General features: G+C 66.4%; 21 protein-coding genes, 1 tRNA gene and 3 pseudogenes. 15 read left to right on the top strand and 10 right to left on the bottom strand.

The annotated features are described in order from the left end of the window. Positions 1-96 precede the first annotated feature (96 nt). The 8 genes and pseudogenes from GV161_RS29975 to GV161_RS29940 all read left to right on the top strand — a co-directional run. On the top strand, positions 97-1,374 hold the full coding sequence (locus tag GV161_RS29975) for a solute carrier family 23 protein (protein ID WP_152012919.1): 1,278 nt from the start codon (positions 97-99) through the stop codon (positions 1,372-1,374). A gap of 194 nt (positions 1,375-1,568) precedes the next feature. Further along, a tRNA-Lys gene (locus tag GV161_RS29970) sits at positions 1,569-1,644 on the top strand. A 375-nt stretch (positions 1,645-2,019) separates the two neighbouring features. Next, on the top strand, positions 2,020-3,063 hold the full coding sequence (locus GV161_RS29965; protein WP_152012918.1) for an ABC transporter ATP-binding protein: 1,044 nt from the start codon (positions 2,020-2,022) through the stop codon (positions 3,061-3,063). Positions 3,064-3,117: 54 nt separating this feature from the next. Then, entirely contained in the window at positions 3,118-4,407 is a 1,290-nt protein-coding gene (locus GV161_RS29960; RefSeq protein WP_152012917.1) for an ABC transporter substrate-binding protein, read from the top strand. A gap of 4 nt (positions 4,408-4,411) precedes the next feature. Then, positions 4,412-5,290, top strand: coding sequence for a sugar ABC transporter permease (locus tag GV161_RS29955; protein ID WP_152012916.1), 879 nt, complete (start codon positions 4,412-4,414; stop codon positions 5,288-5,290). A gap of 23 nt (positions 5,291-5,313) precedes the next feature. After that, positions 5,314-6,153 carry a carbohydrate ABC transporter permease gene (locus tag GV161_RS29950; protein ID WP_201303119.1) on the top strand — a complete coding sequence of 280 codons (840 nt, stop codon included), beginning with the start codon at positions 5,314-5,316 and terminating at the stop codon, positions 6,151-6,153. A 1-nt stretch (position 6,154) separates the two neighbouring features. Continuing rightward, positions 6,155-6,997: an endonuclease/exonuclease/phosphatase family protein gene (locus tag GV161_RS29945; protein ID WP_152012915.1), complete on the top strand. Its 843-nt coding sequence runs from the start codon at positions 6,155-6,157 to the stop codon at positions 6,995-6,997. A 105-nt stretch (positions 6,998-7,102) separates the two neighbouring features. Next, a pseudogene (locus tag GV161_RS29940) lies at positions 7,103-8,485 on the top strand (DNA translocase FtsK); the annotation flags it as partial. A 313-nt stretch (positions 8,486-8,798) separates the two neighbouring features. Here GV161_RS29940 and GV161_RS29930 read toward each other — a convergent pair. Continuing rightward, positions 8,799-9,428, bottom strand: coding sequence for a hypothetical protein (locus GV161_RS29930; protein ID WP_152012895.1), 630 nt, complete (start codon positions 9,426-9,428; stop codon positions 8,799-8,801). A 120-nt stretch (positions 9,429-9,548) separates the two neighbouring features. On the opposite strand from GV161_RS29930, the gene GV161_RS29925 reads away from it, so the two are divergent. Both GV161_RS29925 and GV161_RS29920 read left to right on the top strand, forming a co-directional pair. Continuing rightward, the gene (locus tag GV161_RS29925; RefSeq protein WP_152012894.1) at positions 9,549-9,812 is read left to right on the top strand and encodes a hypothetical protein; all 264 of its coding nucleotides are present in this window, start codon (positions 9,549-9,551) and stop codon (positions 9,810-9,812) included. An 11-nt stretch (positions 9,813-9,823) separates the two neighbouring features. Beyond that, positions 9,824-10,153: a hypothetical protein gene (locus tag GV161_RS29920; RefSeq protein ID WP_193219498.1), complete on the top strand. Its 330-nt coding sequence runs from the start codon at positions 9,824-9,826 to the stop codon at positions 10,151-10,153. Here the strand turns inward: GV161_RS29920 and GV161_RS29915 are convergent. The 4 genes from GV161_RS29915 to GV161_RS29900 form a co-directional block, all read right to left on the bottom strand. Next, positions 10,114-11,505: a M20 family metallopeptidase gene (locus tag GV161_RS29915; RefSeq protein WP_152012893.1), complete on the bottom strand. Its 1,392-nt coding sequence runs from the start codon at positions 11,503-11,505 to the stop codon at positions 10,114-10,116. The two genes, GV161_RS29920 and GV161_RS29915, sit on opposite strands and share 40 nt — an antisense overlap. Before the next feature lie 21 nt (positions 11,506-11,526). After that, complete coding sequence (locus GV161_RS29910; protein WP_193219497.1) at positions 11,527-12,423, bottom strand: ABC transporter permease; 897 nt, start codon at positions 12,421-12,423, stop codon at positions 11,527-11,529. A gap of 1 nt (position 12,424) precedes the next feature. Continuing rightward, complete coding sequence (locus GV161_RS29905) at positions 12,425-13,342, bottom strand: ABC transporter permease (protein WP_152012891.1); 918 nt, start codon at positions 13,340-13,342, stop codon at positions 12,425-12,427. A gap of 139 nt (positions 13,343-13,481) precedes the next feature. After that, on the bottom strand, positions 13,482-15,008 hold the full coding sequence (locus GV161_RS29900) for an ABC transporter substrate-binding protein (protein WP_152012890.1): 1,527 nt from the start codon (positions 15,006-15,008) through the stop codon (positions 13,482-13,484). A gap of 174 nt (positions 15,009-15,182) precedes the next feature. On the opposite strand from GV161_RS29900, the gene GV161_RS29895 reads away from it, so the two are divergent. Further along, positions 15,183-16,118 carry a LysR family transcriptional regulator gene (locus GV161_RS29895; protein WP_159650544.1) on the top strand — a complete coding sequence of 312 codons (936 nt, stop codon included), beginning with the start codon at positions 15,183-15,185 and terminating at the stop codon, positions 16,116-16,118. After that, positions 16,115-17,560, top strand: coding sequence for an SNF2-related protein (locus tag GV161_RS29890; RefSeq protein ID WP_244623928.1), 1,446 nt, complete (start codon positions 16,115-16,117; stop codon positions 17,558-17,560). Before GV161_RS29895 ends, GV161_RS29890 begins: the two co-directional genes overlap by 4 nt. Before the next feature lie 118 nt (positions 17,561-17,678). Here the strand turns inward: GV161_RS29890 and GV161_RS29885 are convergent, their stop codons facing one another. After that, positions 17,679-17,861 carry a hypothetical protein gene (locus GV161_RS29885; RefSeq protein ID WP_152012888.1) on the bottom strand — a complete coding sequence of 61 codons (183 nt, stop codon included), beginning with the start codon at positions 17,859-17,861 and terminating at the stop codon, positions 17,679-17,681. A gap of 124 nt (positions 17,862-17,985) precedes the next feature. Between GV161_RS29885 and GV161_RS29880 the strand changes: the two genes are divergently transcribed. Together GV161_RS29880 and GV161_RS29875 are read left to right on the top strand one after the other, a co-directional pair. Then, a complete protein-coding gene (locus GV161_RS29880) occupies positions 17,986-18,747 on the top strand; it encodes an SDR family oxidoreductase (RefSeq protein ID WP_152012887.1) in 762 nt (253 codons plus the stop codon). 130 nt (positions 18,748-18,877) lie between these two features. Further along, positions 18,878-19,276: a VOC family protein gene (locus GV161_RS29875; protein ID WP_152012886.1), complete on the top strand. Its 399-nt coding sequence runs from the start codon at positions 18,878-18,880 to the stop codon at positions 19,274-19,276. Here the strand turns inward: GV161_RS29875 and GV161_RS29870 are convergent. The 4 genes and pseudogenes from GV161_RS29870 to uraH form a co-directional block, all read right to left on the bottom strand. Further along, positions 19,273-19,484 (bottom strand): annotated as a pseudogene (locus GV161_RS29870) (2-oxo-4-hydroxy-4-carboxy-5-ureidoimidazoline decarboxylase); the annotation flags it as partial. The gene GV161_RS29875 and the pseudogene GV161_RS29870 sit on opposite strands and share 4 nt — an antisense overlap. A 16-nt stretch (positions 19,485-19,500) precedes the next feature. Continuing rightward, complete coding sequence (gene puuE / locus GV161_RS29865) at positions 19,501-20,922, bottom strand: allantoinase PuuE (RefSeq protein WP_193219495.1); 1,422 nt, start codon at positions 20,920-20,922, stop codon at positions 19,501-19,503. Between the two features lie 63 nt (positions 20,923-20,985). Then, positions 20,986-21,150, bottom strand: a pseudogene (locus GV161_RS31295) (polysaccharide deacetylase); the annotation flags it as partial. 68 nt (positions 21,151-21,218) lie between these two features. Further along, on the bottom strand, positions 21,219-21,572 hold the full coding sequence (gene uraH, locus GV161_RS29855) for a hydroxyisourate hydrolase (RefSeq protein ID WP_152012885.1): 354 nt from the start codon (positions 21,570-21,572) through the stop codon (positions 21,219-21,221). Positions 21,573-21,740: 168 nt separating this feature from the next. On the opposite strand from uraH, the gene GV161_RS29850 reads away from it, so the two are divergent. Beyond that, positions 21,741-22,973: a urate hydroxylase PuuD gene (locus GV161_RS29850; RefSeq protein ID WP_152013555.1), complete on the top strand. Its 1,233-nt coding sequence runs from the start codon at positions 21,741-21,743 to the stop codon at positions 22,971-22,973. Positions 22,974-23,004: the final 31 nt, after the last annotated feature.

Raw genomic sequence — 23,004 nt, 5'->3', positions numbered from 1 at the left:
GCGGTGGACGGTGCCTGCCGCTCGCTTGGCGCGCGCCCGATTCTTGCCACTATTGCGTCCCGGTGCGCGCAGGCGCGATGGCTGGGAGCGGGCGAGATGGCTGGCTATTTTCCGAACTGGACGCTGAAGACCTCCGGCGATGTGATGCCGGACGAACGCCTGCCGACCGGGCAGACCGTGATTGCCGGCCTGCAGCATGTCGTCGCCATGTTCGGCTCGACGGTGCTGGCGCCGATCCTGATGGGCTTCGACCCCAATGTCGCAATCCTCTTCTCCGGCATCGCGACGCTGCTGTTCTTCGTCATCACCGGCGGGCGGCTGCCGAGCTATCTCGGCTCCTCCTTCGCCTTCATCGGCGTGGTCATCGCCGCGACCGGCTATGCCGGCACCGGCCCGAACGCCAATCTGCCGGTCGCGCTCGGTGGCATCATCGCCTGCGGCGCGGTCTATGCCGGGATCGGCCTGATCGTCCAGGGCGTCGGCACGCGCTGGATCGAAACCTTGCTGCCGCCGGTGGTGACCGGCGCGGTCGTCGCGGCGATCGGCCTCAACCTGACCGCGGTCGCGATCAACATGATCTCGGCCAGCCCCTACACCAAATGGATCGCGCTGTTCACGGTGGTCGCGGTTGCGCTGGTCGCCGTCTACGGCCGCGGGCTGGCGCAGCGCCTGCCGGTGCTGATCGGCGGGCTCGCCGCCTATATCCTCTATGCCGCAACGGCGACGAGCTTCGGGGCGCCGCCGGTCGATTTCGGCAAGGTCGCGGCCGCCGCGTGGTTCGGCCTGCCGAATTTCGTCGCGCCGGTGTTCGACGCGAAGGCGATCGCGCTGATCGTGCCGGTCGCGATCATCCTGGTCGCGGAGAATCTCGGGCACATCAAGGGCATCTCGGTGATGACCGGGCGCAATCTCGACGGGCTGATCGGGCGCGGCTTCTTCGCCGATGGCGTCGGAACGATGATCGCCGGTTCCGGCGGCGGTACCGGCGTCACCACCTATGCCGAGAACATGGGCGTGATGGCGGTGACGCGGGTCTATTCGACGCTGGTCTTCGTCGCGGCCGGCGTCGTCGCGCTGCTGCTCGGCTTCTCCCCGAAATTCGGCGCGGTGATCGGCACGATTCCCGTGGCTGTGCTTGGCGGTCTCGCCGTCGTCGTCTTCGGCCTGATCGCTGCGACCGCCGGCCGGATCTGGGTCGAGAACAAGGTGAACTTCGCCGAGCCGAAGAATCTCCTGACGGTGGCGACCGCGCTGATTCTCGGCGCCGGCGATCTCAAGCTGCCGATCTTCGGCTACGAGCTCGGCGGAATCGGCACGGCGACCTTCGCCGCGATCGCGCTCTACCATTTGCTCAATCGCCGCTCGGCGGCCTGAAAACCTCCGGAAAGCGGCCTGCCGCGGCCGCTGCGGCAGGTTTTCTTCGAGTTCGCTACAAGGCGAGCCGACGTTCTCCAAAGCGAGTTTGCATATTTCTGTCGCAAACGGGTGGACAGGGGCGGGGGTGTTTGCTACATCGCCGCCCGTCGGGACGCGGTCCACGCCTCGCCGACAACGTCTTCGTGGCGTACGGGTGATTAGCTCAGTTGGTAGAGCAGCTGACTCTTAATCAGCGGGTCGTAGGTTCGAGCCCTACATCACCCACCACGAACTTCAGTGATTTAGCACCGATGTGGCGACCGTTCTGACAGACGGTCACCGGTTCTATTCTGCTCCCCGCTTTCGCTCTGCTGGTCGACCGCAAGCTGGACGACGTCTGGGCCGATTTCGGCAAGGACGCCCGGCCTGTGCGCAAGGCGTAGCGCGCCGGCGGGCTCATACCCGCGATGATCGGAGCCGGCATGGATCGGTGCGCCGAGAATTCGACGGCTTTGCCGCAGATCGCACAGGAGCTTGCGCAATGCGGCGGGGCCACTCTTGTCTCTGCCCGAATTTTAGCATCAATCTCACCGCTTGATCGTAGCCGGCGAGGCCGGTTTTCTGCGCCGGCTCACGATGGCGCTGGGGATGGCCGGGTCGCGCATGGTTTCGGTAGATCTCAAGGCCGTTTCGAAGCACTGGGGCGGCGCAGCCGCGGTCGACGACATCAGCTTCACGGTCAAGGGCGGCGACCTCGTCGCGCTGCTCGGCCCGTCCGGCTGCGGCAAGTCGACCACGCTCAGGCTGATCGCGGGGCTGGAGGACAGTAGCAGCGGCACCATAGCAATCGGCGGGCGCGACGTGACCGGCGCTGCGCCTTCGCAGCGCGGCATTGCCATGGTGTTCCAGAACTATGCGCTGTTCCCACATCTCTCTGTCGCCGAGAACATCCTGTTCGGGCTGAAGGTGCGGAAGGTCTCGCGCGCAGAGCGCGACGAGCGGCTCAAGCGTGCCGCCTCGATCCTCGGGCTCACCGGCCTGCTCGAGCGCAAGCCTTCGCAGCTCTCCGGTGGCCAGCAGCAGCGTGTCGCGCTCGGCCGTGCCATTGTCGCCGAGGCGCCGGTCTGTCTGATGGACGAGCCGCTCTCCAATCTCGACGCCCAGCTGCGCGTCGAGATGCGGCGCGAAATCCGCGAACTGCAGCAGCGTCTCGGCATGACCATGGTCTATGTCACCCATGACCAAGTCGAGGCGATGACGATGGCCGACCAGGTCGTGCTGATGCGCGCCGGCCGGATCGAGCAGGATGCGCCGCCAGACCAGCTCTACGAGAACCCGGCGACGATCTTCGTCGCGCGCTTCGTCGGCACGCCGCCGATGAACGTCATCCCGCTCGCATCCGTCCTGGCGGGTGGTGGCGGCGCTGACCTCTCGCCGCCGTCCCATGCCGAGCCGGGCTCGCTCGCCGTCGGTATCCGCCCTGAGATGACCGAACTCACTGAGACCGGCATCGCGGCCGACGTCGTGGCTGTCGAGTACCTCGGCGCCGACACGCTGGTCGAGACCCGGATCGAGGGGCAGCCCTTCATCGTGCGCCGGCCCGGGAAAGTCCGTGCTGTGGCAGGCGAACGGGTCCACATCAGGCTGTCGCAATCGGCGGTGCACTGGTTCGACCTGAAGACCGAGCAGAGGCTCGTCCTGGACTGACGACGCCTGAACAACCAGGCGCTCAAGCGCCGCAATCAAGGGGAGAGCACGACTATGGACAGGCGCGAATTTCTGGGCGGTACCGCGGCGGTGGCTGGTTCGCTCGCCATGGCGAAACCCGCTCTCGCCCAATCCGCCGAGTTGTCCTTCTTCTATCCGGTCGCCGTGGGCGGGCCGATCACCAAGCTGATCGACGCCTATGCCGCCGGCTTCGAGAAGGAAAACCCGACCATCAAGGTCAAGCCGATCTATGCCGGCACCTATCAGGAGACGATCGTCAAGGCGCTGACCGCCCATAAGAGCGGCACGCCGCCGGTGCTCTCGGTGCTGCTCTCGACCGACATGTTCACCCTGATCGACGAGGAAGCGATCGTTCCTTTCGATCCCTTCATCAAGACCGAGGACGACAAGAAGTGGCTGTCGAGCTTCTTCCCCGGCTTCATGGCGAACAGCCAGACCGGAGGCAAAACCTGGGGCATCCCGTTCCAGCGCTCCACGGTGGTGCTCTACTGGAACAAGGAGCTGTTCAAGGAAGCCGGCCTCGATCCCGAGAAGCCACCGACGACCTGGGCGCAGCAGCTTGAATTCGCGCAGAAGCTGACCAAGCGCGACGCTGCCGGCAATACCAGCCAGTGGGGCATCCAGATCCCGTCTTCGGGCTTCCCCTACTGGCTCTTCCAGGGGCTGACCACGCAGGCCGGCGCCATCCTCGCCAATGCGGCCGGCGACAAGACCGACTACGCCAATCCCGGCGTCGTCGAGGCGCTGCAGTACTGGGTCGATCTCGCGCAGAAGCACAAGGTCCACCCGCCCGGTATCGTCGAATGGGGCACCACGCCGCGCGACTTCTTCGAGAAGAAGGTCGCGATGATGTGGACCACCACCGGCAACCTGACCAATGTCCGCGCCAACGCCAAATTCCCCTTCGGTGTCGCGGTGCTGCCGGCCGGCAAGAAGCCGGGCAGCCCGACCGGCGGCGGCAATTTCTACCTCTCCAAGAAGGCGAGCCCGGCCGAGCAGGAAGCAGCGTTCAAGTTCGTGCGCTGGATCACCACGCCCGAGCGCGCGGCGCAGTGGAGCGCCGATACCGGCTATGTCGCGGTGACGCCGGCGGCCTACGAGACCGAGGCGATGAAGAAATACGTCGCCGACTTCCCGCAGGCCCTCGTCGCGCGCGACCAGCTGCCGACCGCCGTCGCCGAGCTCTCGACCCATGAGAACCAGCGCGTCACCAAGGCGCTGAACGACGGCCTGCAGGCGGCGCTGACCGGCACGAAGCAGCCGGGCCCGGCGATGGCCGACGCCCAGGCGGAAGCCGAGCGCATCCTGAAGTCCTATCGCTGAGCCGATGAACAACCGCGCGACCGCGACGATCCATGGCTGGCTGCTGCTGCTGCCGGCGATGGCGTGCCTGGCCCTGTTCACGCACTGGCCCGCGGTCGCGAGCCTCATCGACAGCTTCATGTCGACCCCCCGGGCGCGCCGCCCGGCGCGCTTCGTCGGGCTCGACAATTACGAGCAGATGCTGGCCGACCCGATCTTCTGGAAGGCGATGGCGAACAATCTCTGGTTCGCCATGGGCACGATCCCGACCTCGATCGCGCTGGCCTTGCTGATGGCGGTCTGGGTCAACGACAAGATCGCCGGCCGCACTCTGGTCCGGATGGCCTATTTCACCCCGACCATCCTGCCGATGATCGCGGTCGCCAATATCTGGCTGTTCTTCTTCACCCCGCAATACGGCCTGCTCGAGCAGATCGTCGATGCCTTCGGCGGGCGCTCGACCAACTGGCTGGGGTCGCAGGACACGGCGCTCTATGCCGTCACCATCGTCGCGATCTGGAAGGAAGCCGGCTTCTTCATGATCTTCTATCTCGCGGCGCTGCAGGCGATCCCGCCCAGCCTGGGCGAGGCGGCAGCGATCGAAGGCGCCTCGCGCTGGACCTTCTTCCGGCGCATCCAGTTTCCGCTGCTGATGCCGACGACACTGTTCGTGCTGATCAATGCGGTGATCAACGCCTTCCGCATGGTCGACCATATCTTCGTGATGACGCGCGGCGGCCCGGACAACGCGACGACGCTGCTCTTGTTCTACATCTACCAGGTCGGCTTCGGCTTCTGGGACACCGCCTATGCCGCGGCCTTGACCTGCGTCCTGCTGGCGCTGCTCGCGCTGGTGGCCTTCGTCCAGTACGGCTGGCTCGAGCGCAGGACGCATTATCAATGAGCGCTGCGCCTCGACAGCAGCCGATGGCCGCGACCCGTCCCGATCCTTACGCGCCGAAGGGCCTGGCGCTGACGCTCGAATCCCTGGGTGCGATCCTGCTCGCGCTGATCTGGGTGCTGCCCTTGGCCTATGCGGTCTGGGCCGCGATCCATCCGGCCGAATACACCACCCGCTTCGTGCTGACCGCGCCGCTGACGCTGGAGAATTTCAGCCGCGCCTGGGCGGCGGCGCCCTTCGCGCGCTATTTCCTCAACACCTTCATCCTGGTCACCATGATCCTCGCCTTCCAGCTCGTGCTGGGGACGCTCGCCGCCTATGCGCTGGCGCGGCAGGATTTCTGGGGAAGGGACATCGCCTTCGCGCTGATCCTGGCGCAGTTGATGATCATGCCCGACGCGCTGATCGTCGAGAACTACCGCACGCTCGCCAGGGTCAACCTGATCGACACGATCCCGGCGATCGCCTTGCCCTATATCGCCTCGGCCTTCGGCATCTTCCTGCTGCGGCAGACCTTCAAGACCGTGCCGAAGGAGCTCGACGACGCGGCCCGCGTCGAAGGGGCAAGTCCGTTGCAGGTGCTGATGAAGGTCTATGTGCCGCTCGCCAAACCGACCTATATCGCCTACGGGCTGGTCTCGGTGAGCTATCACTGGAACAACTTCCTCTGGCCGCTGCTGGTGACCAATTCGGTCGAGTCGCGGCCGCTGACAGTCGGTCTCCAGGTCTTCTCGTCGAGCGACCAGGGTATCGACTGGGCGGTGATCTGCGCCGCGACGCTGATGACCTCGGCGCCACTGCTGGTCGGCTTCCTGCTGTTCCAGCGTCAGTTCGTGCAGAGTTTCATGCGCGCGGGAATCAAGTGAGATGAAGCTGATCACCTGGAACATCCAGTGGGCTCGCGGCATGGACGATCGCGTCGATCCGGCGCGCGTCGTCGCCCATGCCCGGCAGATGGCGGATTTCGACGTGCTCTGCCTGCAGGAGGTCGCCGACAATTTCCCCGAGCTCGACTTCAATGACGAGACCGACCAATTCGCCCGCTTCGCCGAATTGCTGCCCGGCTTCACCGCGATCGAGGGCATCGGCGTCGATGTCGATGACGGCAAGGGGGGCCGCCAGCGCTTCGGTAACCTCCTTCTTACGCGCTATCCGGTGGCACAGGCGCTGCGCCATCTCCTGCCCTGGGAGGCGGCGGAGACCCGCAACATGCCGCGCGTTCTGATCGAGGCGATGGCGCTGACCCCGCTCGGCCCGATCAGGCTGATGACGACGCATCTCGAATACTCGGCTTCGGAGCTGCGCGCCGCGCAGGTCGAGGGCATCCGCGAGGCTCACCGCATGGCACTGGCCCGCCACGTCAGGCCGCGCTCGGCCGGGCCGCACACCTACCGGATGACGCCGAGCTCGCCGAGCGCGGTGCTGACCGGCGACTTCAACATGCGGCCTGACGATCCCGTGCTGGCGCGCTTGCTGGCTCCATTCGAGGGCGGCGAGCCGCCCTTGGTCGATCTCTGGGGCGCGGTGAAGGGCGAGGTTCCGCATCCGCCGACCGCCAACCTGTTCGACCAGACCTATGGCCAGGCGGGCTGCCTCGACTATGTGCTGGCGACGCCCGATCTCGCGGCGCGAGCCCGTACGATCACCTGCGATGTCGAGACCAAGGTCTCCGACCACCAGCCGATCCTCGTCGAGTTCGACCTTGGCTGATCACCGCACACCACCCAGGGCAATCGCGTGAAGGATTTCTCGCGGTTGCCACTGGGCTCCAGCCCTCCCCCCGCTTGCGGTGGGGAGGGCTGGAGCCCAGTGGGCCCCGGCCCTGTTGTGACGCTGTACGAGCTTGAGCCCGCGCCGGGCACGAAGTCGTCGCGGGTGATCTCTCTCGCCGACGACATCGCGCGCTCGATGAGCGCGGTCTCGGCGCGTGTCGCGGTGGTGCAGGGCAAGAACGCGATCGGCATCGAGCTGCCCAACGCCAAGCGCGAGACGGTGTTCCTGCGCGAGCTCCTCGCCTCCCAGGATTTCGAGGGCACCAAGCACAAGCTGGCGCTCTGCCTCGGCAAGACCATCGGCGGCGAGCCGGTGATCGCGGACTTGGCACGTATGCCCCACCTTCTAGTGGCGGGCACCACCGGCTCGGGCAAGTCGGTCGCGATCAACACCATGATCCTGTCGATCCTCTACCGGCTGAAGCCGGAGGAGTGCCGCCTGATCATGGTCGACCCCAAGATGCTCGAGCTTTCCGTGTATGACGGCATCCCGCATCTGCTCACCCCCGTCGTCACCGACCCGAAGAAGGCGGTGGTCGCGCTGAAATGGGCGGTGCGCGAGATGGAGGAGCGCTACAAGAAGATGTCGAAGCTCGGTGTGCGCAACATCGACGGGTTTAATTTGCGAGTGGCGGAGGCGGCCGCGGCAGGAGAGGTCATCACCCGCACGGTCCAGACCGGCTTCGACAAGCATTCCGGCGAGGCGATCTACGAGGAGGAGGCGATGGACCTGTCGCCTCTGCCCTATATCGTGGTGATCGTCGACGAGATGGCCGACCTGATGATGGTCGCCGGCAAGGAGATCGAAGGCACGATCCAGCGCCTGGCCCAGATGGCTAGAGCCGCCGGCATCCATGTGGTCCTCGCGACGCAGCGGCCTTCGGTCGACGTGATCACCGGCACGATCAAGGCGAACTTCCCGACCCGGATCTCCTTCCAGGTGACCTCGAAGATCGACAGCCGCACCATCCTCGGCGAGATGGGCGCCGAGCAGCTGCTCGGCCAGGGCGACATGCTCTACATGGCCGGCGGCGGGCGGATCACCCGCGTGCACGGCCCGTTCGTCTCGGATGCCGAGGTCGAGAAGGTCGTGGCGCATCTGAAGACGCAAGGGCGGCCGGACTATCTCGACGCGGTCACCGCGGAAGAGGAGGCCGCCGGAGCCGAGGACGAGGACGGCGCGGTCTTCGACAAGAGCGCGATGGGCGCCGAGAGCGACGACCCCTATGAGCAGGCGGTCGCGGTCGTGCTGCGGGACAAGAAGGCCTCGACCTCCTACATCCAGCGCCGGCTGCAGATCGGCTACAACCGCGCCGCCTCGATCATGGAGCGGATGGAGAACGAGGGCATCGTCGGCCCCGCCAACCACGCCGGAAAACGCGAAATCCTCGTCGAGACCGGAAGGGCAAGGGAAGACGAGGAGTGACGGCTACAACCGCGCCGCCTCGATCATGGAGCGGATGGAGAACGAGGGCATCGTCGGCCCCGCCAACCACGCCGGAAAACGCGAAATCCTCGTCGAGACCGGAAGGGCAAGGGAAGACGAGGAGTGACGGGCCGCCGTTTCGGCGAAGAACCCTTCCCACTATCGATCGGTTCCGCAAAACTCGGGTCGTCCCGGGCGACCGAAGGGAGACCCGGGACCCATTCCGGAACCTCAATCGGAAAGGCTCCGGAATGGATCCCGGATCTCCGCTTCGCTCCGTCCGGGATGACATAGAGTTGGGGTGGACGGCAGCTCAGTCCGACCAAGAGAGCATGATCTCGTAGGCGGTCGGCATGACCATGCGCATATCCGGATTGGCGGAGGAGAATTCCTTGTCGCCGGAGAGCCGGTCGAGCGCCTTGGCGTCGGCGCCCTTGGGATAGCCGAAGCGGATCGTCAGCTTGCAGCCGCCGAAGGCCTTGGCGAGCTTGCCGCCCTGCCAGTCGGCGGCGGTGCCGGAATAGTCCCAGTCGAAGCCGAGGATGCTGAACGGCTTGCCATTGGCGGCCTCGACCGCAGCGAGCGCGCTACCGATGGCGAGGCGCTCGCCCGCCGGCCCCGCCACCGCCCATGCCGAGCCCTGGCGGACATAGATCGTGCCTGGCTGCCGGCGCTGCTTGCCGTCACGCCAGATCAGTTCGAGCCGTCGCTTCCTGTCCTTGGGAAAGAGGATGGCGCCGTTAGCCTTCTCGCCTTCGCCGATCTCGATGCGGGCGCGCTGGACGCTCCCGGCGCCGAAGGCCTTGATCAAGGCCGCCTCGTCGGCGTCGCGGGCGAAGGGGCCGGAGCAGGCGAGCAGGTCGGCCGTCTGCGCCTGAGCAGGGCTCGCCGCAGCGATCAGGGCAAGAGCCGCGAACCCGATCCTAGAAGCGCTGATCTGCATCGACGAATCCGATCTGCTGACGTGAGCACGGGGGGCCGCCTCAGTCCTTGCGGCGGTCTGAGGCCGGACCGAACCTTTGCGGAGCGCAGGCGTTTCCTCGAAGATTAAGAGGATGACGCGATGACAACCACTCACCAGGCCGGCGGACCGCCAGGCGGCGTGCCGACCAGCCCGACGCCACCGCCGGAGCTACCGCCCATGAACCCGGGCGAGGTGTCGCCGGCGCCGCCGATCGAGAATCCGCCCGACAACGCGCCGAACGGCATCCCGAACGATCCGCCGCCGGAGCTGCCGCCGAATGCCCCACCCGAAGGCCCGCCGGCGACGCCGATCGACCTGCCGCCGGCGCGCGATCCGCGCGAGCCGCAGGAGCGCAGTCAGTAGGAGCGCGCATCATGGATGACGATCTCGCTGGCATGACGCCGGAGCAATTGATCGCGGAAATCAAGCGCCTGCGGGCCGGCATCCGCGAACATCGCGATTCATCAGGGCACGAGCTGTGCTGGCACCATCCCCAGCTCTGGGGGCTGCTGCCGGAACAGATCAAGCCTGAGATCGCGGTACCGCCTTGGCCAAAATTCCTGCGCGGCTGCCTGCAGTATCGCGAGAGCCTGGAACGGCAGCGTCCGGACGCTGCCGTCCTTGATCGGGAGTATGGCGAAGGCGGTCCGCAGGCCACCGCGCCTCAGAGCGCCGGGCGGTCGCTCTCGCCGAGGTCCCAGTAGAGCCCAGCCATCAGGCCGAGCGCCTCGCGCGGGATCGCGACGGGGACGTGCTCATTCGGGGCGTGCTGCGAGCAGCCCGGGTAGGAGTGCGGCACCCAGATCGTGCGCATGCCGACGATATCCGCGAAGATGTCGTTGGGCAGACCGCCGCCGAGATTGGGCAGAAGCGCCGGCTTCTTGCCGGTGCTCTTCTGCAGCGAGGCCAGCGCCCATTCGACCCACGGATCGTCGGGATCGAGCCGCGTCGCGTTGAAGACGGCATCGCGCGCCTTGGTGATCTCGACCATGCCGAAGCCATGGCGGTCGAAGTGGCGGCGCAGTGCCGGCATGACGTCGTCCGGATCGATGCCGACGACGAAGCGCAGGGCGCAGCGTGCCCAGGCGCTGGGCGGCACCGCGTTGACCGGGGTCTCCGGCACGCCCGACTTCATTGCCAGCACGTCGAAGGAGCACCAGCCGAAGACCTGCTCGGCCGGCGACAGGCCGGGCTCGCCCCATTCGCGATCGATGGTCGGGCCATCGGGTCCGCCGTCGATCTCGCAATCGGCCAGCGCCTTGCGCACCGCCGCCGGCAGTTCCTTCGGCACCCATTCATGGATGCGGATCTGCCCGGTGGGCGAAGTGATCGAGGCGATGGCGTGAGCGAGCTGGATCGCCGGGTCGGAGAGGATGCCGCCCCAGTTGCCGGAATGGTGGCCACCCTCGCGGGCATCGATGGTGAGGTCGAAAGTGACGCCGCCGCGCGCGCCCAGAAAGATGGTCGGGCGCTCGGCATTGAGGCGCGGCCCGTCGGAGGCGATCAGCACATCCGACTTGAACAGCTCCTTCTGCTCGGTGCAGAGCTCGCGCAGGCCGGGCGAGCCGCATTCCTCGCCCATCTCGATCAGGTATTTGACGTTGAAGCCGAGCGTGCCGCCGCGCGTCTCGAGCACGGATTTCAGCGCGCTGATGTTGATCAGGTGCTGACCCTTGTTGTCGACGACGCCGCGGCCATACCAGCGGTCACCGCGCTCGGTGAGGGTCCAGGGCGAGAGCCCTTCCGTCCACTGCGCGTCGAGGCCGCGGATGACGTCGCCGTGGCCGTAGCCGAAGATCGTCGGCAGGCCCTCGGCCTCGATACGCTCGGCGAAGAGGAAGGGACCCTTGGCTTTCGGGTGGTTCAGCGTCCGGCAGGAGAAGCCGAGGCTCTCGAGCAGCGGCTGCATCTCCTTTTCCAGATACTCTGTGAGCACCGGCGCGCGCTCGGGATTCTGGCTCTCCGTCGGCATGGCGATGAGCCGCGACAGGTCGCTCTTGAAGCTGCCGGTATCGAAATAGTCGAGCGCATGGGCGATGGCCTTGGCGCGAGTCATGGGCGTCACTCCGTCAAATAGTCAGTTGCGCTTTTCGGGCGAGATCACGTCGCGCAGGCCGTCGCCGGCGAGGTTGATCGCGAAGATCAGCAGAGCGAGCGCCGTGCCGGGCAAAGCGATCAGCCAGAAGGAGAAGAACATGTAGGCCTTGGCCTCCGAGACCATCAGGCCCCAGGACGGCAGCGGCGGCTGCACGCCGAGGCCGAGGAAGGAGAGCGCGGCTTCGAGCAGGATGGCGCTCGCCGCCTCCAGCGTTGCGACCACGATCAGATGCGGGGCGATGTTGGGCAGGACCTCGCGCAGGATGATCCGGGCGGTGCTCGCGCCGGAGGCCTGCGCCGCCGTGATGTAGTCGAGCGAGCGGACCTGCTGCGTCGCGCTGCGCATCACCACGGCGAAGCGGTCCCATTTCAAGAGGCCGAGCACCAGGATCACGATCCAGAGCGAGGAGCCGATGATGGCGACGACGGCGAGCGCCACCAGGATCACCGGCATGGCCAGACGGGTGGTGACCATGAAGGTCACGGCCATGTCGATGCGGCCGCCGAAATAGCCGGCGAGCAGGCCCATGGTCGTGCCGATCAGGCCGGCGATGGCGACGACGCTGATGCCGATGATCAGCGAGATACGGGCGCCGTAGAGCAGGCGCGAGAGATAGTCGCGCCCGAGCGGGTCGGTGCCGAGCGGATGGATCCAGTTGCCCTTGTCGTACCAGAACGGCGGGACGTTCCGGGCCGTCAGGTTCTGCAAATATGGATCATGCGGCGCCAGCAGCGGGGCGAGCAGAGCCAGCACCACGAACAGCAGCAGCAGGCCGAAGCCGAACAGGAAGGACTTCTGGGCCAGCGCCCGACGCAGCAGGCGGCGCCCGCCGGTGACGTCGCTGGCCGCGAGGGGGAGGGAGGTCGCGTCGCTCATGTCAGGACACCCTGATGCGCGGATCGAGCCAGGCATTGGCGATGTCGGCCAGCAGCGTCAGCAGGACGTAGACGACCGAGAGCAGCAGGACGATGACCTGCATGACCGGGAAATCCTTGTAGGTGATGCTCTGATAGGCGAGGTAGCCGAGGCCATCGAGCGCGAAGATCGTCTCGATCACCACCGAGCCGCCGAGCAGGAAGCCGAGCTGCACTGCCGTCAGCGCCACCACCGGAACGGCGGCATTGCGAAGTGCGTGGGTGATGACGACGGCATGGGAGGAGAGCCCCTTGGCGCGGGCGGTGCGGATGTAGTCGGCCGAGAGCACTTCGATCATGCCGGCGCGGATCAGCCGCATGAAGGCCGGCGCCGTGTAGTAGCCCAGCGCGATCGTCGGCATGACGTAATGCAGCCAGGTCCCCGAGCCGGAGACCGGCAGCCAGCGCAGCGTGATCGAGAACAGCATCACCAGGATCAGCGCGAAGAAGAAGTTCGGCATCGCCTGGCCGAAGACGGCGATGGCAAGGGCCAGCCGGTCGATCCAGCTATTGGCGTAGATCGCCGCGAGCACGCCGAGCGGGATCGAGATCGCAAGCGCGAAGGCGAGCGAGGAGACACCGAGGATCAGCGTCACCGGCAGCTTGGCGAAGACGAGCGTGGCGACGTCGGTCTTGAAGTAGATCGAGGTGCCGAAATCGCCGGAGAGCGTCTTCAGCAGCCAGTCGAGATACTGGACGACGAGCGGCCGATCGAGCCCGTAGGTCTTGCGGATGACGTCGAGATCGGCCTGCTGCGCGCCCTCGCCAGCGATCGCGACTGCGATATCGCCGGAGAGGCGCAGCAGGAAGAAGGCGATGGCCGAGACCGCGAGCGCGACGAGCAGCGCCAAGCCTAGCCGTTTGACGATGAAGCCGAGCATGGCTTGCTTCCAATTGCGAGGTTATGCCGACGCGAGCCAAAAAGAAGGCCCGCGCGTCATGGTCGGCCTTGAGCCGACCATCTCTTTCAGGAGATTCTCGGGTCTGCGCTTCGCTTCGCCCGAGAATGACGCCTGCGCGTCACTTCCAGCCCATCTCCCAGAAGCGGACGAGCTCGTCCGGATAGGCCTTGAAGTTCAGGTCCTTGTTGGCGACGTAATAGACCGGCAGCGAATAGAGCGGCACGGCATAGGCCTTGTCGGCGATGATCTTCAGGCCGGCCTTGTAGGCCTCCTTGCGCACCGCCGGATCGACCGAATTGTTGCCCTTCTCCAGGAGGTCGCGGACCTGCGGATCGCGGGTGATGTCCTCGCTGCGGAAGGCGAAGTAGTTCGGCGTCGCGGCCGAGACATCGTTGACCGAGAACGAGCCCCAGGTCTGGTGCGTCAGCATCGCCTTGTTGGTGGCGATCTGCTCGCGCATCGCGGCGTATTGCAGGAAGCGCAGATTGGTCTTGATGCCGACGGCCTGGAGATAGCCGATCAGCGCCTCGGTCTGGTTGCGCTCGCGATAGGCGACGATGTCCATGGTCAGGCTGGGATGGCCGGCTTCCGCCAGCAACGCCTTGGCCTTGGCGGGATCATAAGGGTAGCGCGCCGCGCCCTCGTCGGTGCAGCCGAACTGCGAGGGGAAGCAGATCGTGTTGATGACGCGCGAGCCGGTGCCGACGATGTTCTTGACCATCGCCTCGCGGTCGATGGCGTGGATGATCGCCTTGCGGACGCGCTCGTCCTTGAGAGCGGGGGCCGGCGTGCCGTCCTGGATGTTCATCTGCATGAAGACGATGCGCATCGTCTCGCCCGAGACGACCTGCAGCGTCGGGACGGTCTGGAGCTGGTCGGCCTGGTCCTTCGGCACGTGCATGATCAGGTCGGCGCCGCCCGAGAGCATCTCGGCCATCTGGGTCTGGCGATCCGGGATGAAGCGGATCTCGAACTTGCCGACCTTGGGCTGCGGCTTCGGCGAATCCTTGAAATAGTCCTTGTTGAGCTCGAGCGTGATCGACTTGCCCGGCACGTAGTTCGTGACCTTGTAGGGGCCGGAGCCGACCGGCTTCTCGTTCTGGCCCTTGGGGCCGACCTTCTCGTAATACTCGTTCGGATGGATCACGACCGGGCCGGCGAGATATTCGATCGCGGCCGGGTAGATCTCCTTGGTGGTCAGCCGGACCTTGTACTTGTCCAGCTTCTCGGCCTTGGCGATCCAGTTGACGTTGCCCTGGGTGACGACCTTGTTCTCGGGCTTGGAGATGAAGTTCAGCGTGTAGACGACGTCGTCGGCGTCGAACTCCTCGCCATTGTGGAACTTCACGCCTTCGCGCAGTTCGAAGTCGATGGTCTTGTCGTCGACCTGCTTCCAGCTCTTGGCGAGCTGGCCCTTGTACTCGTTGGTGGCGGGGTCGCGGTAGATCAGCGTATCCCAGACATTGGCGCCGATGATCACGCCGATGCGGACATTGTTGAAGAACGGATCGACGCTTTCCGGCGCCTGGTCATAGGCGAAGCGGACGGTGTTGGCGGCCTTCTGGGCCAAGACGGGCGTCGCAAAGGCGGTCGCAGCCAAAACGGTCGCGGCCAGGGCCGTGGAGGCCTTGTCGAAGAAGCGCATGTTTTCCCCTCGCAGCATTGTTGCTTGTCTGTTTCGGCGGGCAGCCTCGGGCCGCCGTCATGCCGGCGACACAAACTCTGCACAGCTTCGTGCTTGCCGCCATAAGAATGAATCGAAAGGATCGTTGCCGAGACGGCAAGGGGCCGCTACTGCACGCCCATGCAGACTCCGGCCTTGCGGTATTTCCTGGCGGTGGTGCGAACCGGCTCGATCAGCGCCGCGGCGCAGCGGCTGCGTGTCGCCGGCTCTGCCGTCAGCCGCCAGATCGCCAATCTGGAAAAGGAGCTGGACGCCGCGCTGTTCGAGCGGCGCTCGCACGGCATGATCCTGACCCAGGCCGGGCAGACGCTCGCGGCCTATGCGCAGCGGCTCGAGCTGGAGAGCGAGCAGGTCGTCAGCGAAATCCGTGAATTGCGCGGCGCCAGCAAGGGCCTGATCAGGCTCGGCGTCACCGAGGGCTTCGCCGTCAGCTTCATCCCCGAGGTGATCTATGCCTTCCGCCAGCATCACCCCGACGTCGCCTTCGACGTCAAGGTGATGTCGCCGCAGGTGGTGACCGAGCATGTCCGCACCGGCACGATCGATCTCGGATTGACCTTCGTGCTGCAGCAGGAACGCGGCGTCACCATCAACTGGCAATGCGCGGCGCGCACCTATGCCTTCGTCGCGCCGCACCACCCGCTGGCGGGCAAGGACGCGGTCAGGGTCGAGGACATCTTCGCCCATCCGGTCGCGGTGCTCGACAGCGAGGCGACGGTGCGCAAGATCGTCGACATCTATTTCTCGGCGCGCGGGCTGACCGTCGACGCCGTGCTGACCTCGACCAATGTCGCGAGCCTGCGCCATTTCTGCAAACTCGGCGGCGCCGTGATGTTCGCAAGCTCGATCACCTTCGGCGCGTCGATCCGCGACGGCTCGGTGGTGGCGCTGCCGCTCCGGGATGGCGACCTGCCGCCGCGCAGCCTGCAGATCCAGACCATGTCGGGCCGGGCGCTGCCCAAGGTGGTGACCAATTTCATGAGTGTGCTGATCGAGGAACTGCAGCACGCCGATGTGCTGGCGGCGATGGCGACTGATCGGGCTCCGGCTCCCGAGGCCCGGCAGACATGAGCATTCCCATGAAGAGCGATGCGCCCGGGATCATGGTGCCGCATCCGCACCAGCTCGTGGCTGTTGATGCGATCCTGGCGGCGCGTGCGGCGGGCAAGCCGGGCTTCCTGCTCGGAGACCTGACCGGCCTTGGCAAGACGCTCTCGGCCTGGCTCGCCATCTCGGCGATGCCGGAGCAGGAGGTGCTGGTGATCTGCCCGAAGGGGGCGATCCCGCAATGGCGGCGTACCATCGCCCATGCCGGCCTGCCGGCGAAGAAGCTCACCCTGATGAATTTCGAGCGGACCAAGTCGCTGCTCGCGCCGCCGGCGGCCAGCAACAAGCGCTCGACCCGGGCCAAGAACAACGAGCTCGCCAAGCACGGCACGCCGAAGCGGGTCTGGCCGCTGGTCGTGATCGACGAGGCCCACCGCATCCGCAATCCGAACTCGCAGCAGGGGCTGGTCTGCCGGCAGATGGCCGCGGCAGCTCAGTTCACGATCTACATGAGCGCGACGGCGGGACAGGCGCCGCACGAACTCTCCTATCTCGCGCGCCTGCTCAGCGATGCGACAGGAGCGCCCGGCGGCGATCTCGACGGTTTCCGCGCGCTGATGAAGCGGCTGAAGATCGGCAAGGCCAAGGGGCGCTGGAAGAACTGGAGCTGGGAGCCGAACGAGAGCGACCGCAAGGTGATGGCGGACCTGCTCTATCGCGGCGCCAACGCCATCGGCCTGCGCCGTCGGCCGGAGGAGATCGCAGGCTGGCCGGAGGTGCAGCGCGAGCTTGCTCCCGTCGCGCTCGATACGAGCGAACGCAAGCTCTACGACGCGACCTGGCGCGTGTTCCGGCGCGAGCTCGGACTCGCCGGGGGATCGACGCGGAAGCCCGCCGGCTGGGCCGCTGATCTGCGCTTCCGCCAGAAGGCCAGCCTCTTGCGCACCGCCGGCACCGCCGAGTTTTGCCAGGACCTGCTGGAGAATGACGAGCAGGTGGCGATCTCCGTCGCTTTCCTCGAAACCGGTGCGATGCTGGCCGAGAAGCTGTCGGGCAAGGGCTGGCGCGTCGGCTCGATCACCGGCGAGTATTCCGGCGAAGCCAATGAGGCGACGCGCATTGCGTTCCAGACCGGCAAGCTCGACGCGGTCGTCTTCACCGTGACCGAGTCGATCTCGCTGCATCGGGCCGAGATGCCGGGTGGCGAGCGCGAGCGGGCGCTCGTCGTCCATGATCTCCGCCACAGCGCGATCCAGCTGCAGCAGATCGAGGGCCGCTGCCATCGCGACGGCCAGCACGCGACGATCTTCTACGCCTATGCCGAGGACACGGTGGAGGAGAAGGTCGCCGCGACCGTGCTCGCCCGCATGGCTGCCATGGAAGGCCTCGCCGGCGACGAGACGGCAATGCTCGACGCCATCGCCGGCGAGGTCGAGCGGGCGGCGCTGGCGCGCGAGGCGGCGTAGACGCGGCGCTGTCCGTCATGGTCGGGCTTGTCCCGACCATCCACGTCTTCACTTCAATGACCGAATGCTGAGTTCAAGACGTGGATGCTCGCCACAAGGGCGAGCATGACGGTGTTGCTCAATTCATCTGCGAGCGCGGCGGCTCGTCCGGCTTGCGTTCGCCGACGCGCTTGGCTTCGTCGACGACGCGCTCGGTTGCACCGACCGCCTTGTACCAGAGGCCGCGGGTATAGGCGCCTTGGTGGACGATGGCGTCGTAGCCGATCGCGATCACCGCGATCACCAGCAGAATGCGAAACATGGGAAAGCCCCCGTCCGAATTGGTCCTCGGGAGAGAACGCCCGGGCAGAGGCAGGGTTCCGCGCGGCGAGGTTGACCGCTGCCGCGCGGCATTGTCCCCTCCCGCCGGCAGGGAGGCGCAGCCGATGTTCGACGATCTCAAAGGCAAGCGTGTTCTGGTGACGGGCGCGTCCTCGGGGCTCGGCGCGCATTTTGCCCGATTGCTCGCCGGGAAGGGCGCACTGGTCGCCGCCGCGGCGCGCCGGACCGAGCGACTTCAGGAACTGGCGCGTGAGTGCGAGGGGCTGCCAGGCAAGGTCGTGCCGCTGGCCCTCGATGTCAGTTCGGTCGCGGCAATCGAGGCTGGCGTCGTGGAGGCCGCCAAGCTGCTCGGTGGCCTCGATGTCCTCGTCAACAATGCCGGCGTCGCCGAGACCGAGCGGGCGCTTTCAGTGAGCGAGGCGCAGTGGGACGCTCAGCTCGACGTCAATCTGAAAGGCTGCTTCTTCGCAGCGCAGGCGGCGGCGAAGGTCATGGCCGAGCAAGCGGGCGGCGGGGCGATCGTCAACATCGCCTCGATCCTTGGCGAGCGGGTGTCTGCGAGCGTCGCACCCTATGCGATCTCCAAGGCCGGGCTGATCCAGATGACCAAGGCGCTGGCGCTGGAATGGGCGCGATACCAGATCAGGGTCAATGCGCTGGCGCCGGGCTATATCGTCACCGACATCAATCGCGAGTTCTTTGCGGGCGATGCCGGCGAAGCGTTGAAGAAGCGTATCCCGATGCGCCGTCCGGGCGAGCTCGACGATCTCGACGGGCCGCTCTTACTGCTCTGCTCCGACGCTGGGCGCTACATGACCGGCGCAGTGGTCGCGGTCGATGGCGGGCATCTGGTCAGCGGGTTGTGACGCCCTCGACTTTTTCGTCATTCCGGAGCTGCGCCGCTGACGCGGCTTGTCTGGAATGACGCATAGAGGTGGCGTCAGGAGCGGAGCCGATCCGTCTTCCCGACGGTGCGTGCCAAGCCAGGAGGACGCCATGCACAAGCCTAACGGGCACAACGCTGTCTCGCCTTATCTCCTCGTCGCCGATGCCGAGAAGGCGCTCGCCTTCGCCAAGGCGGTGTTCGGGGCCGATCCCAGCTTCGTCGCCCGGCGCGAGGATGGCGGGATCATGCATGCCGAGTTCAGGATCGACGATTCGATCGTGATGCTCGGGCAGGCGCCGGGCGGGCCGGAATGCCATGTCCATGTCTATGTCGCCGACCCCGATGCGCTGATCGAGAAGGCGCTGGCAGTCGGCGGCACGCTGATCCAGGCGGCGGAGGAGAAGGGCGACGGCGACCGCCGCGGCGGGGTCAAGGACCCGGCCGGGACGACGTGGTGGCTGGCGCGCATGGTCGATCCCGATGCGCGCAAGCGGACGAACAAGCCCTAGCCGGTGGGCAGCATTTCCTTGAGCCTGATGAGTGCGATCTTTTCGACCTCGGCGAGGGCGGTGGCGAACTCCCGCTCCGGTGTGCTGGTCAGGCGCTGCTCGAACGCGGCGAGGATGTCGGCCTTGCTCAGCCCCTTGACCGCCAGGATGAAGGGGATGCCGAAGCGGGCCTTGTAGGCCTCGTTCAGCGCGGTGAAGCGGGCGCGTTNGCGGACGAACAAGCCCTAGCCGGTGGGCAGCATTTCCTTGAGCCTGATGAGTGCGATCTTTTCGACCTCGGCGAGGGCGGTGGCGAACTCCCGCTCCGGTGTGCTGGTCAGGCGCTGCTCGAACGCGGCGAGGATGTCGGCCTTGCTCAGCCCCTTGACCGCCAGGATGAAGGGGATGCCGAAGCGGGCCTTGTAGGCCTCGTTCAGCGCGGTGAAGCGGGCGCGTTCGTCCGAGGTCAGCCGGTCGAGCCCGGCCGAGCCCTGCTCGCTGGCCGATTCCGGCGTCAGATCGCCGGCCGCGGCGATCTTGCCGACAAGGTCCGGATGGGCGTCGAGCAGCGCCTTCTGCCGCTCGCGCGGGGCCTTGCGGACAACCGCGACCATCGCTGCGTGGAGACCCTCGGCGCTGTCCTGCGCCGTCGAGAGCCCGGCGGCATGGGTCTGCTCGGCGATCCAGGGCGAGTGCTCCCAGACCCGGCCATAGACCTCGGTGAACAGCGCCTGCGGCAGCCGCGAGGGGACATAGCCGCCTTCCGGCGGATGCGTCCTGACCCAATGGCGGGCGATGTCGAGCCGGGTCGCGACCCAGACGCGGTCATGGCTCTGGACGTAGTCGAGGAAGCGGGCGAGCGCCGCGGCCCGGCCGGGCCGGCCGACGAGGCGGCAATGCAGGCCGACCGACATCATCTTCGGGGCGCTCTCGCCCTCGGCATAGAGCGTGTCGAAGCTATCCTTGAGATAGGCGAAGAACTGCTCGCCGCTGTTGAAGCCCTGCGGCGTCGCAAAGCGCATGTCGTTAGCGTCGAGCGTATAGGGCACGGCGAGCTGCGGGCCGTGCGGGCCTGCGAGCCAATAGGGCAGCTCGTCGGCATAGACGTCGGCGGTGTAGAGGAAGCCGCCTTCCGCCATGGTCAGCGGAATGGTGTTGACCGAGGTGCGGCCCTGATAGCAGCCGAGCGGGCGTTCCCCGGCGAGCTCGCTCTGGATGCGGATGGCCTCGGCGATGTGCTCGCGCTCGAGCTCGGCGGATGCGTCGCGATAGTCGATCCATTTCAGGCCATGGGTCGCGATCTCCCAGCCGGCCTCCTGCATGGACGAGACGATCGCCGGGTAACGCTGCAGCGCCGAGGCGACGGCAAAGACCGTGACCGGCAGGTTGCGCTCAGTGAACATCCGCCAGAGCCGCCAATAGCCGGCGCGCGAGCCGTATTCGTAGATCGACTCCATGTTCATGTGACGCTGGCCGGGCCAGGGCGCGGCGCCGACGATCTCGGAGAGGAAGGCCTCCGAGGCGGCGTCGCCATGCAGGATATTGTTCTCGCCGCCTTCCTCGTAATTGACCACGAACTGCACCGCGATGCGGGCCCCGCCCGGCCAATGCGGATGCGGGGCGTTACGGCCATAGCCGACGAGGTCGCGCGGGTAGGAAGTGCTCATCAGGTGATTCAAGTCCATGCGACGGTGATTCAAATGCGGCTCGCAAGCCGTTGGCGACAGAGNGGAGAGGAAGGCCTCCGAGGCGGCGTCGCCATGCAGGATATTGTTCTCGCCGCCTTCCTCGTAATTGACCACGAACTGCACCGCGATGCGGGCCCCGCCCGGCCAATGCGGATGCGGGGCGTTACGGCCATAGCCGACGAGGTCGCGCGGGTAGGAAGTGCTCATCAGGTGATTCAAGTCCATGCGACGGTGATTCAAATGCGGCTCGCAAGCCGTTGGCGACAGAGTCGTTCTTAGCTGCCGCGATAGGTCGAGTAGCTCCAGGGCGAGGCGAGGAGGGGCACGTGGTAATGCCCATTCGGCTCGGCGATGGCGAAGCGGATCGGCACGAGATCGAGGAAGGCTGGCTCGGGCAGCTTCGCTCCGAGATGGCGGAAATAGTCGCCGATGGCGAAGGTCAGCTCATAGCTGCCCACAGCCAGTTTGCCGCTGAGCAGCGGCGCATCGGTGCGGCCATCGGCGTTGGTCACCACATCGGCGATGCGGCTGCGGCTGCCGTCCGGCAGCAGCGCGTCGAGTGCGATCGCGACGCCCGCGGCCGGCCGGCCGTTGACCGTGTCGAGCACATGCGTCGACAGACGCCCCATGGCCTATAACCTCTCGTTGAAGCCGCGCTGAGCAGCCGGAATGCCGCTTGCCTTCCAAGGCTGCGAACCTAGTCTGGACTGCGATGCAAATTCCCTCCCGGATTCCGCCCTGTCAATTCGTGTGCATGCGGCCCCGATCGGAGCCCGCCCGTGCTTGAGGCCTATCTGATGGAATGGGGCAGCCAGCTCTTGCGCTGGCTGCATGTGATCGCGGCGATCGCCTGGATCGGCTCGTCCTTCTTCTTCATCCATCTCGACGCCTCGCTCAGGGCCGCGCCCGATGCGCCGAAGACCGAAACCGGGCAGCCGACGCAGTTCCTCGCCTGGCAGGTCCATGGCGGTGGCTTCTATGCGATGCGCAAATATCTGGTCGCGCCGGAGGTGCTGCCGAAGGAGCTGACCTGGCACAAATGGCAGGCCTACTGGACCTGGATCTCCGGCTTCTTCCTGCTGGTCTGGGTTTATTACGCCCAGTCCGAGCTCTATTTGATCGACCCGGCGGTGATGGCGCTCTCGCCCTTCGCGGCGGGCGCGATCGGTATCGCCGCATTGGCCGGCGGCTGGCTGTTCTACGACCTGCTCTGCAAGTCGCCGCTCGGCAAGAACGACGTCGTGCTCGGCCTACTCGGCTTCGGCTATGTGGTTGCGGCGAGCTGGGCCTTCGCCTCGGTCTTCTCGGGGCGCGGCGCGCTGATCCACACCGGCGCTCTGATGGCGACGATCATGTCGGCCAACGTCTTCTTCGTGATCATGCCGGGCCAGCGCAAGACCATCGCCGCGATGGTCGCCGGCGAGGTGCCCGATCCGAAATACGGCAAGCAGGCCAAGCAGCGCTCGCTGCATAACAACTACATCACCCTGCCGGTGCTGTTCCTGATGCTGGCGAACCATTACCCGGTGACCTACGCCAGTTCGGCGGTGATTCCGGCCCTGGTCGCGCTGATCATCGTCGCCGGCGCGCTGATCCGCCACTTCTACAATGTCCGCCATGCCGACCATGCCAAATCGCCCTGGTGGACCTGGGCGGTGGCGGCGCTCGCGCTCTGGCTCGCGTTCTGGGTGGCGATGGCGTCCTCGCCCGGCGGGCGCGAGCGTCTCGGCCTGAAGCCGCTCGATCCGGTGAAGCCGGTGATGCTCGCTGGTCTCGTGCCGCCTTCGCCCGAGGTAGCGAATATCGTCACAGGCCGCTGCGCCATGTGCCATGCGCCCGAGCCGTCCTGGCCAGGCATCGGGATTGCGCCCAAGGGCGTCTTCCTGCACGAACCCGAGCTGATCGCACGCCAGCGCCGCGCTATCGGCGTGCAGGCGGTACTGACCCATGCCATGCCGCCGAACAACCTCTCGGGGATGACCGCGGACGAGCGGCGCGTCCTCGCCGCCTGGGTAGCGCAGAAGCGCTGATTCCGCTGCGCCGGCGCGGCATGGTGACGCT

This window comes from Bosea sp. 29B, assembly GCF_902506165.1.
GTDB lineage: Bacteria > Pseudomonadota > Alphaproteobacteria > Rhizobiales > Beijerinckiaceae > Allobosea.
This window is presented reverse-complemented; position numbering and strand designations above follow the sequence as displayed.